The following is a 14806-nucleotide window of genomic DNA, read 5'->3' on the forward strand; positions in this document are numbered from 1 at the left end:
TCAGAACTTCGCGTTGAGGTCGACTTGCAGAACGTCGACGGCATAGGGATTGCCGGCGATGCTGTTGGCACTCATCCATCGCAGGGTCGCCCAGACGTTCTCGCCGAGACCGATATTGCCGCCGACGAAATAGCCCTTGAGGTTGGTGCCGCCGAGACCGAAGTCGGAGTCCGCGAAGGCATCGATGGTGGCATCCGATTCCAGGTATTTGTAGCCGGCGTGGACGTTCCAATCCCAGAGATGCTTGATCTCCTTGTCGCCGACGGTGACGCGGCCGAGCCAACCCTGATTGCCGCCGTTGAACGGACCGGGCGTGTTGCCGCCATCCGGGCTCGGCCCGCGATTGTTCACCGCCGCGACGTTCATGAGGGAACGGCTGAACGCGGTGTTGTTGACGTATTCGCCATCGAGCACGATGTGGGTCGGATGGAAGTGTCCGAGATCGAGCTGTCCGCTGACGACGACCGGGCGATACTGGCCGACCAGTCCGAAATACTGGTACTTGAAACTGGTGCCGCCATTGTTGCCCGTGCCGGGGGGATCGGGGATGATGTTACGCAGCGCGAAATAGCTGTTTCCCTTCTGCGCAAAGGACGGCCGGGTCAGATCGGTATCGCAAACGTCGGATGCAACCTCGACGATGCATGGACTGGAGAGCTGGCCCTGCACATTGTCGAAGTCGTAGTAGGCGACGCCGAGCCGGAACGCATATTCCGAACTGAAGCGCGCATTGAAACCGACCTGGCCTCCGAACAGCCACTTGTCGTGGCTCGCGAACTTGGTTGGCGGAGTTGTCAGATTGATTCCGGCGTTGAAATCGGTGTTGTAGATCGGGAATGCGCCGGCCACCGCGAATGGCGTGAAGCCTTCCCACACCTCGTGCTTGGCCTGAACGGCAAAGCCGTCGAATCCAAGTTCTTTGTACCAGACGAGATCGGTCGGCGACCAGAACGGGTTGTCGAAACGGCCCGCGGAGATCCTCAGATCGTCGCCCCAAGTCTGCCAGTTGATGTAGCCGCGATCCAGCCAGACGCCATATTTCGAGAAGTTGCCCCCACTGCTACCAAGCGTCTGATTGGTCGACACCGGCGAGTTATTTTCGCCAGATGCAATGCGCAGGCCGGCGGTGAACCCGTACAGCAAGTCCGCTTCCATGCCGAGGCGGCCGCGAAACCGAAACTGGTTGCGGTCCTGCAGGGTATCGTAAGTCGGCGCGGAATAGGGGTTCGTGAAGGACGAAAGGTCGTAGGGCGAACCGGTATTGATGGCGTTGAAATTGATGGCGCCGGCCTGGTCGTTGCCGGTCGGGAAATAGTTGCCCTGATAGCGCACGCGCGCATCGCCGTAGAAGCGGATGCGTTGCGCCCATTCCGGGTAGGTTCCGGGCGACGCCCAGTTCTCTTTCTGCGCCTTGGCCATCACCTCCTGCTTAATCTCTTCCCGTAACTGTCTTTTGACGACTTCGGGAACGTAGGTGACGTGCCTGGTGCCGGGCGGCTGCGCCGCCGCGGCGGCGGCAGTTGCGGCCTTGGTGGCGTCGTCGGCCTTGGTCGTGGCGTCCTTGGCGGCCTGGCGCGAGACAAAGGCCTCGTCCTCGGCCTGCTTGATCAGCGCCTGGGCCTGCTCGTCCTTGAGGACACCCTGCTGCACCAGCAGATTGACGAGGTTGACGGTGGCGTTCGACGATGTCGGCTTGGTGCTCGACACCTTCGGCTTCTTGGCATCGGTCCGCTTCGCCGCGGTGGCGGGACCCTGCTCGGCGGCCTGGTCCGCGGTCTGGCCCACGGCCGGCGTTGCGCAGGCGAGCGCGCTCAGCGACACCGCAAGCGGCAACGCGCGCCATTCTGCGTGAGCTCGTTTCTTAAACATCAGTCCCCCAGTTCTCACTCGCACATTGAATTTCGAAGGTTGGTCGTTCGTCAGCCGTCTCGTCAGCTCGGCCGTCGCGCGGTGACGCGCGTGACCACCGGCATCGGCATGTCCTTGGGCGGCGGCTCGCGCAGCGTCAGGCTGCCGATCACCTCGTTGCGAAGCGCCGCATCGATCTCCGGATTGCCGGAGGACGGCGTCAGGACAACGCGGGTGACGTGGCCGGAGCCATCCACCCACAGCCGCAGCTGGATCTGCGTCGCCATGTTGCGGGTCTTCGGATTGGCGCGGATCGCCGCCTCGACCTGCGAGGTGATGATCGTGGTGTACCAACCCCAGCGGCTGCCACCGCCGCCGCCTCCGCCATACGGGTTGCCGCCGGGCTTGCCGCCGAGATTGAACAGATCACCGGGTCCCGTCGGCTTGGCATCGAGCGACAGCGGACCGGGCGGCTCGTCGTTCTTGGCGTCCTTGGCCGGCTCGTCCTTCGGCTTGTCGACCGGCTTCTCTTCCTTGAACTCGGGCTCCGCCATCTTGGGCTGCTCGATCATCTTCTGCTCGGGCTGCGGCTGTGGCGGCGGAGGCGGAGGCGGCGGCGGCAGCGTCACATTGACGATGGTGAGATCGCGCACCTGACGCGGCGGCGGCAGGTCGTCGTGACCGAGAAAGAAGTAGGCGATGCCGGCAAGGAACAGCGCGACCACCGCCACCACCGCGCCGTAGCGCAGCAGTGCGCTGCGCTCGCCCTTCCGGGCGGCCGTGTTGCGGGCAGCCGACGCCGGCGCCGCGGCCGTTGCGGGCGCGACGGCGACATCGTGATCGTCGGCTGACGGCGCGACACGCGCGTTCTGGTCCCGCATCGGCGCGTTCATGGCGCGGCCTCCACCGAGGCGCGGTCAAGCAGCCTGTCATTGACATATTGCATGACGAAGCTGGCAAGCGCGTCGAAGTTCGTGGTCTTCAGGATGACCTTGGTGTCGGGGCCTGCTTCGATCGCTGCGTGAAAGGTCTCAACCTCGCTCACATAGTCGACATAGGCCATCGCGTCGATCGACAGGCGGGCCCACGGGCATCGCGAGATCGTCAGCCGCAGCGGGGCGTCGGCGGGCTCGCGGCCTGCGACGTGCCGGCGCAGCACATCCGCGAGCTTGACCAGCAGGGCCTCGCCATGGACGGGAAATGCCACCAGCTCGCCGCGCGGCTCTTCGCGCCCAACCGGGGCGACCGTCGACACGGGGATCTCCGCGCCAATCCCGGCGCGGATCGACACCTGTGACACGGGGTCGGCGCGCGTGGCGTCCGTGGCACCGCAGCCGTGATCGAATGATCGCATCATGCCGCTCAGCCATGACCGCAGCGTCTTGCGCTCGGTAAGTCGGAAAGGTGCTGGCTGCGTCATCATGGCGGCGCTTCCCGGCTGGCTCACTTCACGAGCGGCTTGGTGGCGAGCCCGACCTGGCTCAGGCCGATACGGCTGAGCAGATCGAACACATCCATCACGCTCTGGTACTGCGCCTGCGCATCGCCGCGCAGCACCACGGGAAATTCCGGCGTCAGCGCCTTCTGCTGGATCAGCCGCTGCTCGAGCTCGGCCAAGGTCACCGGTATGGTGTCGAGGAAGATTTTGCCGTCGTTGGCAACCGTGATCGCCTTGGTGGTCTGGGTCGCAAGGCTCGGCGCCGCCGAGGCCTTCGGCAGATTGACCTTCTGACCCTGCACGGTTGCCGTCGTCATGATGATGAAGATCACCAGCAGCACGTAGGCGAGGTCCAACATCGGCGTGATGTTGATGTCGTCATAGGGCTTGGAGTCGGCCTGGATCTGCATCGCCGTTACTCCGCGGCGATGCGGTGTTCGATCGGGTCCGGCCGGTCGGCGGAATAGAATTCCGCCATCTTGGTCACGAACTCGTCGACGAAGACCTGAATGTCGTTGGTCAGGTCCTTGATCCGGGAGATCAGGTAGTTGTAGCCGAACAGCGCCGGGATGGCGACGCCGAGACCGGCGACGGTTGCCACCAGCGCCGCGGCGATGCCGGGCGCGATCGCGTTGACGTTGACGTCGCCGCTCGCCGCGATCGCCGCGAAGGTGATCATGACGCCGACCACGGTGCCGAGCAGGCCGAGGAACGGTCCGCCGGAGATCGCGATGGTCAGCACCACCATGAGGCGGTTGAGCCGCTGCATCTCCTTGACGACGCCGCTATCGAGCGCGGCGCGGATTGCCGCGATCGAGACCGCCGACAGCACCGGAGCGCGCTGCGAGTTGCTGAAGCGGTGGCGGATTTCCGCGGCGCCGATGTGATAGATGCGATAGAGCGAGGACGAGCGCATCATCTTGGCGTCGGCCTCGGTGAGGCGTCCGCCCAGCGTCGAGATCTCGTCGGCATCGCCGCGATCCAGCATGGTGAGATCGGCCGCGATCTCGCGGAACCCCTTCATGAACTGAGCATTCGCCTTGGCCTGCTTGCTGAGATACGAGGCCCTGTCGAACATCACGACCCAGCTGATCGCAGCCATGATCAGCAGAATTCCGATCACCACCCAGCCGTCGAGCGTCACCGATTTCAGGATCACCGCGAAGTAGCCGGACAGCCAGCTTGCGGTCTCTTCGTCGACGCTGAAAGCTATCAGCTTGGCCTGGTCGGGGCCCTGCCCGATCGCCATCACCTTGATGAGTCCGGCGGGGCGCGCGACCTTGCTGATCTGCAGTTCGTCGATGTCGCCGACGAAGCCGGCCATCGCGGCGGCTACAGGCGCCGGCGCCGGTGCCACCGTTGCCGCCGCATCCGGCGCCGCCGCGGGCGCGGCGCCACCGTCCGCAGCCGACGCATCAGGGGGCACTGACGGTGTTGCTGCGGACGGGGCCGTCGCAGGCGCGATCGGAGAGGCACTGGAGGTCGACGAGTCTCCTCCGATCAGGCCAACGGTGTTGAGGGCCGGCAGGTTCGCGCTGAGCGCTGCGTAGGATACGCCGTCGAGATAGAGCGTGACCTGTCCGTTTCCGGCAACGACGGCGACATGATGCCAGCTGCCGGCCGCCACCGGCGCTCCGGCGCTCGAGCGCTGCACGGAGCCCGCATTGGTGACCTCCACAAACGGGCTGCCATTATCGACACCAATCACCAGCGCGTTGGCGCCGTCACGCCGGCTGAACAGCGCGGCGTTGGGCTGCAAGGCGGCCGGCTTGATCCAGGCCGACCAGGTCAGCGCAGCACCATCCGGCGACGCGAGCGACGGCGAGGCCGGCACGGTCACCGGCGCGCGGCCGTCGAGTCGCAAGCCGGTCCCGATCAGCGAGCCGTCCGCCGGCTGGCCGACGCTTTGGGCGTTGTTGGCCCATACCGAGGAATCGATCGCCGGCGTGCCGCGCTCGTTGAAGTGATAGACCGTCAGGGTATCCGGGTCGTAAGTGCCCTTGGGGTCGCTGGTCGCGAGCGCTTTCTTGTTGCCGTAGTAGAGCCAGATATCGGTCCGCGCGCCCGGCGCGATATTCGGCACCGCGACCCAGACCAGGCCCTCGCCAAGCAGCGAATCGAACTTCTCGATGTGATGCTTCAGCGGCGTCTTGTCGTCACCGGCGACGAACCGCAGATCGCTGCCGTCGTCCTTCGCCGCACTGAACCGGAAATTCCCGACATGCAGCCGCACCAGCACCGGCACCCCGCCGATCGGATCGGTGACGTTGGCGCCCGACGCGCTGGCATCGATCGTGATCTTCTTGCGCAGCGACCATTCGTCGTTCCACCACGCATTGGCCGGCGCGAGCGACGCCATCAGGGCGACCAGCCCGAACAACAATGCCGTCACGGCGTTCGCAATGCTTCGGCGCAGTGCCGGCCGGCGCGTGCGTCGCTCGAGAGTAAGACCCATCCCCATCAGAATTCACCCCAGATTCGGAAGTTCACGCGCGGACTGTTTGCGTGCGTGTATTGTTGAGTGACCCCAGGCATCGAAAGCGCGACCATGCCGTTGAAATATTCGAAGGTCTTGAATCGCGTGCCGAGGCCGTAGCTCCATTCGACGAATGACGATTGCTGATCGAGCAGCGGCTGCTGGATCGACGCGTAGCCGGCATCGAAGAACGTGAAGAAGCGCCAATCGTTGAAGGTGATGAAGCGCGGCTTGCCGTCGCCGGTTTCGCTCTTGAGCTCGCCTTGCAGCATGCTGCCGACATTGGGCGTGCGCAGCTCGAAATTGGCGACCGCGCCGTTGTCGCCGAGCACCTCGGATTCGAGATAGCCGCGCACGGTATCGAGACCGCCGAGGCTGAACTGCTCGCTCGAGACCAGCGGACCGTCGGCAATCTGCCCCTGCACCTTGCCGTAGAGCTGGAAGCCTTCCGGCAGCTCCTGGGTATGCGAGACGTCGAGGTTGAGGTGGGTGAAGCTCGGCGAGGCCTTGAAGCGCTTCGCGTCGAACTCGTCCCACGGGCTGCTCAGCGTCCGGATGTTGTAGGTGACACCGGCATTGAACTGCGTCGTGAACTTCTCTTGCTGGAACGTCGCCCCATAGGTCGCGACAACGGGATAGTAGGTGACAGGCGACGAGAACCCGTCGGTGCCGAGCTTCACGGTCTGGTCGAAATGCTTGTAGTCCATACCGACCGACAGCGTGTGGAACAGGCCCTCGCGCGTCGGCAACGTGATCACGGCGCGCTCGCCGATGATGGTGCCGGGGCCGACCACGTTGGTGCCGCCGATCGTCGCGACGTTGCTGTTCGACTTCACGCTGGAGAACAGCAGATTGAGCCAATCGGCGTTCGGTATCCGCGCCATATACGAACCGGAGAACACCTCGGCGTCGCTCGGGCGCTCCGGCGCGACCTGATAGGTGAAGCTCAGGGAATGCCCGAGCTGCCACAGATTGTCATAGTGCACGGTGGCGGAGACGCGGCTCGGCGTGGTGGACGGCGATTGCCGGTTGTTGGCTTCGAGGCTGGCGTGGAACGGCGCCTTGTCCTCGACATTGAGGTCGACGTCGACGGTGCCTGGTGCCACGCCGGCACGCAGCGCCGGAGTCACGCGGCGATCCGGCCACTGGTTGAGCGAGACGATGTCCTTGGTGACATCAGTGAAATTGGGAACGGTGCCTTCCTTCAGCGAAGGCGCACTGTCCTTGATTCGGTCGAGATCGAAATAACGCGAATTCTTCACCCGCAGGCGTCCGACCTTCAGCTCGGTCACTTTGAGGGTGACCACGCCGCCCGTCACGTTCTGCTGCGGGACCGCGACGCTGACGGTTTGGAAGCCCTTGTCGTGATACGCCTTCTCCAGCGCGGCCCGCGCCTTCTCGACGTCCTCCGAGGTCTTGCCCGGACCGAGGAAGGGATAGATCGCCTCCTCGATCTCGACCTGCGGCAGCCTGTCGGCGCCCTGCACGGCAAAGTCGTCGATGTCGAAGCGCTGCAGCGGCGCCGACGGCTTTTGCGCCGGTGCATTCGCCTGCGCCGGCTGCTTGTCCGCCGCCGGCGCTGCGGCCGTAGCCGTATCTTTCGCTGCTTCCTTCGCCGCGCGCGCCGGAACGATGGCTGCTACGGAGCCAACCACGGTGAGTGCCGCAGCCGACACACACAACCCGATCCGGCATCGCTGACGATGCCCGAAAACCCGATGATCTCTTCGACTACGCACAGACGTCCCACTTACTTCGCGCAGACGCGCGCCATTGCGACAGGAAGGTCGCGATGACGACGCCTTACTCTGAAGACGATTGGGCGAACGCAAACCCGCAAAAAAATCTGCGGCATCGCAAAACAAATTTTTGGTTTGTTAGGAAATCGAGCGCGCGGTGCCGATTCGTTCGATGAGAGTCCCGTTCCGATCGAAGCGGAGCGCGGCTCTAGATCTTCTTGACGCGTTTTCTTCGCACGAACCGGTATCCATCCCGCATCAAGTGCGGGACAGGCTTCGCTCGAAAACGCTCCAGGTCAGCTCATCAGCACCACACCGCCAGGCAGCGATGTGATCCGCGCGCCGAACAGTTGCTCGACCTGGGCGACAAAATTGTCGAGCTTGTCGACCTGGAATGTGCCATTGACGAGCCGGCGCTTCAGTTCCGCGTTGGTGATGATGATTTTTCCGGCGCGGTACCGGTTCACTTCGTCCACGACGCTCGCCAGCGGCCGGTCGCGGAAGATCAACAATCCGGTCTGCCAGGCCGCGACCTGCCTGGCGTCGACCGGAAGCGATGCCTGTAGTCCCGCGCGCGAATAGGTGACCTGTTCGGCCTTGCGAAGCTGCACCGAGCTGCCGTCCTGCTCGACGGTGACGATGCCATCGAGGCATGTCACCGACACGACGCCGTCGAGGCAGCGCGCGTTGAAATCGGCCTGCAGCGCGCTGATGCGCCCGTCGCGGGCCAGCATCACCAGCGGCGTCGACGACGACCTGCGGGCGACCACCGAGGCCTCGCCCGAAATCAATTCGACTCGCGTCTCGTTCGGCGTGGGCCGCAGCGCCAGGCTGGTCTGGGTGTTCAATTCGACCGATATGTCGGGCGCCAGCATCACCTTGCGCTGTTCGCCCTTTCCGGTCCGGTAGTCGGCCGAGAGCTCGTCGATCGAGGGCCACATGTCGAGTGGCGGACGGATCATCACATAGCCGGCCGCGGCCGCGATCGCGCCGCCGAGCACGATACGGCGCGTCAAGAGGCGTGATGGCCGGGGCGGCAACGCCACCACGGGCGCCGCGGCGGCCTGTTCGTCGGCAAGCTCCTTTGCCGCGGCGCTGGCGCTGCGGAGCAGCCGGGCAGCCGCCCTGAAGGCATCCTCGTGGTCGGGACTTTGCGCGCGCCAGCGTTGCAACGCATCGACGTCGGCGCGTGTCGGCGCACCGGCTTTCAGCCGAACAACCCAGTCAAGCGCCTCATCCAGCAACGGATCGGGCCCGGAAGTGCGGGTCGGCTCGGTCACGACGGATCGCTCATCACCCTGCTCGCCAAACCTCAACCTCCCGATCGCGTCGAGCACATAGCGAAGGTCGCTATATAGACGATTCCGACGGCAGCAGGGCACCGCAATCGGCCGTTGCGCACAACGCAAGCAGAAACATCCGGCAATCGCAGCTTGCGCCGCGTCGCGCGCCGGAAGGCCTCGCGGCGATCGCATGCCGGGCCGATCAGGTCTACACGTGTCTTCAAGCTGCTCAACACTTCCAGCGAACCTTTCCCAGGCACCCAAACGGTCCTTCCGAGATCGCTCTCTACTCTATAGACGACGGAAAGCCCGCTATCCCGCAGAACAGAGGTTGAAATTCCTGCAGCTTGTGACCCCTGATTTCAGACCAAGCGCCTGCAGTCGTTGGAAATAGTTCCCGCAACAAATTTCGACGGCCCGCTGCGCCTGAGGGCGCGCGGCGCGGCCGCGGCGAACTCGATCACGAACGGGGACGAGGACCGCCGAGACGACGGATCAGAGTATAGTCGAGGCAATTGGCACAATGGCTCAGGGCCAACTTCAAATCACTTTCCACCGTTCGCACGCTGACACCGAGACGGGTAGCCACATCGCTCGGCGTCCGTCCCTCGATCGCAATACCATAAAGGACATCGCGCGGCCGTTCCGGCAATTCGGCCAGCGCACGCTTGAAAGCATCAATATCGGAGCGCGCCTCGACGATTCGCGCCGGGCTCGGTCCGTTGTCGCTGACGTCGAGCAATGAATCGATTTCGGCCGCGCTGACACGGAGATTCTGCGCCTTCTGGCGATCCCGGGCGATGTTGATCGCGATACGGAAGATATAGTCGGCGGGGCTGCGGATCGGCACGGCGTCAGTGACCCGCTCCAGCCGCAGGAACGTCTCGTGCAGGGCTTCGTACGCGAAGTCCGACGATCCCAGACGGCGCGTCAATTTCTTGACCAGCCCGTCGTAGTTGTCTGCAAGCTGGCCCCGCAGCCGCACTCGATTGATTTCAGCCACGTTCCGCGGCCTCCCAGACACCAGCCCGATATCCAGATTGAATTGTTCTTGAAGCTGCCCATCTCGTATCGGCCGCGCACAACACATTTATGACGGCAACAAGTCGACACCGAACGACACGCAAGCTAGTGTGCTGAATGCGAAGTTCGTGCGATCTCGCGGCAGCCGCTTTCACGAACTTCGCATTCATAAAGCACACTAGAAACATAAGTTTGCTAGTGTCCTTATCGAATCCGAAGTTCGCTCCGAAGGTGCGGCGAATGATACGAACTTCGGATTCGGGACACTAGCGCATCGGCGTCACATCCAAACAATGAACCGGTGCTCGGGACAGCGAAACGAGTCGGTTCAGTCCGGGCCGAATGCCAGGGTGATCTGAATATTGAGCCGGTCAGGCAGGGCCGACGGGATCGGTGGCAGCGGCTGCGCCCTCCGGATCGCATCGACCGCGGCCTTGTCGAGCACGGCCTGTCCGGAGCTGGTCTTGACCCAGACCTCAAGCAGGGTGCCGTCTCGCCGCATCGAAAACAGCGTCTCGACCGCTCCGTGCAGCCGCCCGGGCAGCGCCGCGTTCGGATAGCGCTGGTAGCGTGCCACGTGACGAAGCAGCGCCTGCTGAAATTTCACGGCGACACTGTTGGGCGGCGCATCGGCCGGCGACGGCGTCGGACGCAGGCTCGGCACGGCCGGCTCCGCCGGCATCGGCTCCCGCGCCGGGGCTGCGGTCAGATTGTCGAGCGGCGGTTCGGAACTCTCCGGCGACACGTCAGTCCGGCTGGCGACGGTCGCGGTTTGCGGCTGCGACACCGGCGCAACCGGAATCGGCGCAGGCGACGGGCTCGGCAGCAACCGAACCTGCACGATCGAGCTCTGCTCCCGGCTTGCCGGTCCGGCCGGCGGCTGCAACCGAATCCAGTAAATTCCACCGACGAACAACAGGGCTGCGATCGCCGGCACCAGGAGCAGACGCAACACCTCGCCCGAGGTCCAGGCGCCCGGATCCTCGGGATGAAACAGCCGGGTCATCGGGCTCAATCCGCGCGCGCCATCCGCTCCGCTGCTGTCGTCGGCACTCATTGGAACGATTTCACCCGGATCGCGATCCGCACCGGCTGCGACGCATTCGCAGGCGTGGTTCGGCTGACGGTCAATCCTTGCAGCGCCGCGGTCACGGCGGCATCCCGGTTCTGATCGCCGGTCGAGCGCAACAGCTGGGTCCGCTGGATCGTGCGCGAGGGATCGATCCACAGATCGACGACGAGCTGATAGCTGCCGCCGCGAGACCCGATATTCTTCTGCAGCGCCTTTTGAAGGTCGAGCTGCAGGCTTTCGCTGTAGTCGCGCAGCGCGCCGGTGTCGTTGCCGTGACTGCTCGCCCGCACCTGCAGCGTGCCGAGCGACAGATCCGCGGTCACAAGCGGGCTCGCCGGCGGATGGTCGGCGCGCACGGCACGCGAAGCAAGCGTGATGGCATCCGGACGAATGTACTGGACCTTCAGATCTGTTCCCGTCAGCAGCAAATTCAACGCATCCTCGGGCGTGAGCCTGCCTTCGACCGACGCCGACTTCCGGCCGGTCGCAGAATTGCTCTCATAGAGCACCTGAACGCCGGTTCGTTCGCCATAAGCCTGCAGCGCGCTGGCAAGCTGCTGGGCCGGGATGTTGAATTCGATCGCTGCGGATGCCGCGACGGTGTCGCGCTGCTGCGCGGCAACCGCGCAGATGCTGCCGATCAGGAGCGCAGCACAAATCCCGAACAGATACCGCGACGTTGCGGAGGCTCCCGGAGGGTTAGCGCCGATCGCAGCGCGCGCGCATGCACCATGTGATCCAACTGCCGTCATAACCTTGCTTCGGCCCAAAGTGACCGCGGGTGGAATTCGGCCAGCATGTCTGCGCGGGCTAGCCTTCCGGCCAGCGAACCTGCGTTCTTTATATCTGGAATGTGACGGCCGTCTAACCGGCAACACGATCGGCCAGGGTGCCGGGAATTTGTGCTGACCTTTCAGCGCGAAAAGTTCCCGAACAGCGCCGGCGCGGCGCCGAGCTCCAGGCTAGCGAAGCGGCGCGGGCGAAAAACGAGCGAGCGCTCTCTCAGAAAATTTGCACATACCCCTTTTCCGAACGCCGGTTCGTGGGCTACGAATTAGGCAAGGGCGTAAAGCCCGGCCCGGAACCACGAAATGAAATGGTCCGGGGACATAGCCAGGGAGGCAACGTGGGTCTCGCCCGTCAGCGGCCGGGGACGAATGCGTTCGCGATGGACGTGCTTTGCGCACGCATCCTCGAACGCCATCGGGATTCCATCCGGGTCCAGAAGCCGCATCTCGCCGTTCCGAACCTCACGCGCATCATCGGCGCCACGCTCACGCTTTCCAACAAGCACGGCTTTCACGCCACCACGCTGCGCCAGCTCGCGGAGGCGTCCGGCCTCAGCATGGGCGGCCTCTATACCTATTTCGACAGCAAGCCGACGCTGCTCTCGATGATCCTCGGCGAGGTCGCCGAGACGGCCGCCGAGGTGCTCACCGCACCGCCAGCCAGCGTGAAGCAGGATGCGCGCAAGCATCTGCACTGGATCATCGCCACCCATGTTCGCATGAGCGAGGCGATGCAGCCCTGGTTCGTGTTCTCCTTCATGGAAGCGAAATCGTTTCCGCCCGCGGAGCGCCAACGCGCCATCGAGATGGAGGTGATGACCGAGAAGATCATCGCCGATGTCCTGAAGCAGGGCGTCGCCAGCGGGGTGTTTGCAATCGACCAGGTCACGCTGACGGCCTCGCTGATCAAGCCGCTGTTGCAGGACTGGTACGTCAAGCGCGCGAAGTACCGCAGACGCGGCACCTCGATCGAGGCCTACATCAACGCCGTCGGCGCCTTCGTCGACGCCGCGGTCGCCGGCAGAACGCGGCCCGGCCGCGCCGCGACCGGCTCCCGCACGCGATCCAGGCCGACGGCGCAGCCATAGAAGCAGGAAGGACGAGGCAATGAAGCGATTGCGATTCAATCAACAGGAGATCGTCTTCGCCGTATTCGCCGTGCTCTTCCTGGCGTTCTCGATCTTCCTGCGCGGCTTTCTGACACCGGAGAACATGCTGACGCTGCTGCAGAACGTGGCGGTGCTCGGCATCCTCGGGCTTGCCATGGCGCTGGTCGTGATCGGCCGCGGCATCGACATCTCGCTGATCGCAGCCCTTGCGGTGCCTCCGGGGCTCGTGCTGCAGATGGTGCAGAACGGCCACTCGCTGCCGGCCTCGCTGCTGACGGCCGTGCTGCTCACGATCGCCTTCGGCCTGGTCAATGGCTGGCTGATTGCCTACGCCGAGGTCCCTTCGCTGTTTGCGACGCTGGCGACCGGCCTGCTGCTCGCCGGGCTCGGACAGGCCGCGCTGTTTCAGCTCGACGTCGTGCAGTGGAGCGACGGCATGAAAGGCTTCGAGCGGCTCGGACAGGGGACTATCCTCGGCATTCCGACCTCGATCGTGATGTTTGCGATCGCCTGCGTGGTGGTCGCCTTCCTGCTGCGCCAGACACGCTGGGGCGCCTATATCTACGCGATCGGCGACAATCCCTATGCGGCCCGCGTCACCGGCATCCCCTCGCGGCCGATCATCGTGCTGCAATACGTCGTCGCGGCCCTGATCGGCTGCTTCGCAGGCCTCGTGATGGCTGCGTCGGTCAACTCGATGCCGACCCGGGTCTTCAATTCGACCCTGATCTACGACGTCATTCTCGTCGTCGTGCTCGGCGGCATCGGCCTGTCGGGCGGCCGCGGCGGCGTGCTCAACGTCATCATCGGAACGCTGCTGATCGGCACCATGCTGAACGGCATGACCATCATGGACATCTCCTACGCCGGCCAAAACCTCGTCAAGGGCGTCGTCCTGCTGCTCGCCGTCATCACGGATTCATTCCTGAATCCGCGCAACGAAGAAACGGCACAGCAGGGCGACATCTGAACCAAGTCAAAGAACGATCAATCACGACCAAGGAGGAAGCAATGAAGTACGCTGTCAGGACTGCCAAGGTGATCGCCGCAGCGCTCGGACTCGCGGCCATCGCCGCCCCGGCTCTGGCCCAGCAGGGCCTCGACGAGCCGTTCCAGAAGCCGTTCAAGGAGGCGCTCGCCGGCAAGACGGTGGCCTACGTTCCGGTCGCCATGAACTTCGACCTCACCGAAGGCTGGTACGCCGGCATGAAGAAGGAGCTCGAGCCCCTCGGCGTCAAGTTCGAGATCCGCGATCCCAACTGGAACACCAATGCCGGCGCGCAGGCGGTGACCTCGCTGATCTCGGAGAAGCCGGCCGTGATGGTGATCCACAATCCGGACGTGCAGACCTACGCCAAGCTGCTGCAGCGCGCCGAGAACGAAGGCATCTACGTTATCCAGATCAACATGGGATCGGCCTATCGCTCTTCGGCCTTCGTCGGCGCCAACTGGATCGAGATCGGCGAGAAGGACACTGAGGCCGTGGTCAAGGCCTGCCAGGGCAAGTCGAACAAGATCGCCATCGTGCAGGGCGCGCTCTCGGCCGCTGCCAGCGCCTACACGCTCAAGGGCGTCGAGAACGTGCTCGCCAAGCATCCCGAGATCAAGGTGGTCTCGAGCCAGGCGGCCGACTGGGACGCGGCAAAGGCCAAGGCGATCACCCAGACTGTGCTGAAGCAGAATCCCGATCTCTGCGGCATCGTCGGCTTCTGGGACGGCATGGACATCGGCACCGCGGCCGCGGTGAAGGAAGCCGGTCTGACCGGCAAGGTGTTCGTCGCCACCTCCGGCGGCGGCGAGCGCAAGGGCGCCTGCGAACTCGTGAAGTCCGGCGCCTTCGACCTCAACCTGAGCTACGACGTGCCGACCCAGGCCGCGCAGATGGCCGGCACCATCAAATGGCTGCTGTCGTCCGGCGCCAAGGCCGGTTCGATCAAGGGATCGGAATACACGACCCTGATTCCGATCACCAAGGAGAACGCGGACAGCCAGACCGCCTGCTGGAACCTCAGTGACCTGAAGAAATAGCC

The 14806-nt window shown here is 64.3% G+C and carries 13 protein-coding genes; 3 read left to right on the forward strand and 10 right to left on the reverse strand.

Annotation, left to right across the window (positions count from 1 at the left end; translation table 11 throughout):
* The 10 genes from ACE10Z_RS40290 to ACE10Z_RS40335 all read right to left on the reverse strand — a co-directional run bounded on the left by ACE10Z_RS40290 (position 1) and on the right by ACE10Z_RS40335 (position 11631).
* Positions 1-1869, reverse strand: a complete 1869-nt coding sequence (locus ACE10Z_RS40290; protein WP_375785637.1) for a putative porin — start codon at positions 1867-1869, stop codon at positions 1-3.
* A gap of 62 nt (positions 1870-1931) precedes the next feature.
* Positions 1932-2741 carry a TonB C-terminal domain-containing protein gene (locus ACE10Z_RS40295; protein WP_375785638.1) on the reverse strand — a complete coding sequence of 270 codons (810 nt, stop codon included), beginning with the start codon at positions 2739-2741 and terminating at the stop codon, positions 1932-1934.
* Entirely contained in the window at positions 2738-3295 is a 558-nt protein-coding gene (locus tag ACE10Z_RS40300) for a hypothetical protein (protein WP_375785639.1), read from the reverse strand. Before ACE10Z_RS40300 ends, ACE10Z_RS40295 begins: the two co-directional genes overlap by 4 nt.
* Positions 3292-3696 carry a biopolymer transporter ExbD gene (locus ACE10Z_RS40305; protein WP_092122695.1) on the reverse strand — a complete coding sequence of 135 codons (405 nt, stop codon included), beginning with the start codon at positions 3694-3696 and terminating at the stop codon, positions 3292-3294. The genes ACE10Z_RS40300 and ACE10Z_RS40305 overlap by 4 nt, the downstream gene beginning before the upstream one ends.
* Before the next feature lie 5 nt (positions 3697-3701).
* Positions 3702-5747 carry a DUF2341 domain-containing protein gene (locus ACE10Z_RS40310; RefSeq protein ID WP_375785640.1) on the reverse strand — a complete coding sequence of 682 codons (2046 nt, stop codon included), beginning with the start codon at positions 5745-5747 and terminating at the stop codon, positions 3702-3704.
* The gene (locus ACE10Z_RS40315) at positions 5747-7444 is read right to left on the reverse strand and encodes a ShlB/FhaC/HecB family hemolysin secretion/activation protein (protein ID WP_375785641.1); all 1698 of its coding nucleotides are present in this window, start codon (positions 7442-7444) and stop codon (positions 5747-5749) included. The genes ACE10Z_RS40310 and ACE10Z_RS40315 overlap by 1 nt, the downstream gene beginning before the upstream one ends.
* A 353-nt stretch (positions 7445-7797) precedes the next feature.
* Positions 7798-9048, reverse strand: a complete 1251-nt coding sequence (locus ACE10Z_RS40320; RefSeq protein WP_375785642.1) for a FecR domain-containing protein — start codon at positions 9046-9048, stop codon at positions 7798-7800.
* 196 nt (positions 9049-9244) lie between these two features.
* Positions 9245-9787 (reverse strand): RNA polymerase sigma factor, encoded by a 543-nt coding sequence (locus ACE10Z_RS40325; protein ID WP_375785643.1) that lies wholly within the window; start codon positions 9785-9787, stop codon positions 9245-9247.
* Positions 9788-10135: 348 nt separating this feature from the next.
* The gene (locus tag ACE10Z_RS40330; RefSeq protein WP_375785644.1) at positions 10136-10864 is read right to left on the reverse strand and encodes a TonB family protein; all 729 of its coding nucleotides are present in this window, start codon (positions 10862-10864) and stop codon (positions 10136-10138) included.
* Complete coding sequence (locus tag ACE10Z_RS40335) at positions 10861-11631, reverse strand: STN domain-containing protein (protein WP_375785645.1); 771 nt, start codon at positions 11629-11631, stop codon at positions 10861-10863. The genes ACE10Z_RS40330 and ACE10Z_RS40335 overlap by 4 nt, the downstream gene beginning before the upstream one ends.
* Before the next feature lie 416 nt (positions 11632-12047).
* Here ACE10Z_RS40335 and ACE10Z_RS40340 point away from each other — a divergent pair, with 416 nt between their 5' ends.
* From ACE10Z_RS40340 to ACE10Z_RS40350, 3 genes are read left to right on the forward strand one after another with little or no spacing between them, the layout of a single operon-like run.
* Positions 12048-12755, forward strand: coding sequence for a TetR/AcrR family transcriptional regulator (locus ACE10Z_RS40340; RefSeq protein ID WP_375790041.1), 708 nt, complete (start codon positions 12048-12050; stop codon positions 12753-12755).
* Between the two features lie 19 nt (positions 12756-12774).
* On the forward strand, positions 12775-13746 hold the full coding sequence (locus ACE10Z_RS40345) for an ABC transporter permease (protein WP_375785646.1): 972 nt from the start codon (positions 12775-12777) through the stop codon (positions 13744-13746).
* Positions 13747-13787: 41 nt separating this feature from the next.
* Entirely contained in the window at positions 13788-14804 is a 1017-nt protein-coding gene (locus ACE10Z_RS40350; protein ID WP_092122674.1) for a sugar ABC transporter substrate-binding protein, read from the forward strand.
* Positions 14805-14806: the final 2 nt, after the last annotated feature.

The organism is Bradyrhizobium sp. Pha-3, assembly GCF_042258615.1.
Taxonomy (GTDB): Bacteria; Pseudomonadota; Alphaproteobacteria; order Rhizobiales; family Xanthobacteraceae; genus Bradyrhizobium.

Excerpts from the sequence above, each read along its gene's own strand:
- ACE10Z_RS40295 (WP_375785638.1), bottom strand. The coding sequence starts at position 2,741 with ATGAACGCGCCGATGCGGGACCAGAACGCGCGTGTCGCGCCGTCAGCC.
- ACE10Z_RS40330 (WP_375785644.1), bottom strand. The coding sequence starts at position 10,864 with ATGAGTGCCGACGACAGCAGCGGAGCGGATGGCGCGCGCGGATTGAGC.
- ACE10Z_RS40305 (WP_092122695.1), bottom strand. The coding sequence starts at position 3,696 with ATGCAGATCCAGGCCGACTCCAAGCCCTATGACGACATCAACATCACG.
- ACE10Z_RS40340 (WP_375790041.1), top strand. The coding sequence starts at position 12,048 with ATGGACGTGCTTTGCGCACGCATCCTCGAACGCCATCGGGATTCCATC.
- ACE10Z_RS40350 (WP_092122674.1), top strand. The coding sequence starts at position 13,788 with ATGAAGTACGCTGTCAGGACTGCCAAGGTGATCGCCGCAGCGCTCGGA.
- ACE10Z_RS40290 (WP_375785637.1), bottom strand. The coding sequence starts at position 1,869 with ATGTTTAAGAAACGAGCTCACGCAGAATGGCGCGCGTTGCCGCTTGCG.
- ACE10Z_RS40335 (WP_375785645.1), bottom strand. The coding sequence starts at position 11,631 with ATGACGGCAGTTGGATCACATGGTGCATGCGCGCGCGCTGCGATCGGC.
- ACE10Z_RS40310 (WP_375785640.1), bottom strand. The coding sequence starts at position 5,747 with ATGGGGATGGGTCTTACTCTCGAGCGACGCACGCGCCGGCCGGCACTG.
- ACE10Z_RS40345 (WP_375785646.1), top strand. The coding sequence starts at position 12,775 with ATGAAGCGATTGCGATTCAATCAACAGGAGATCGTCTTCGCCGTATTC.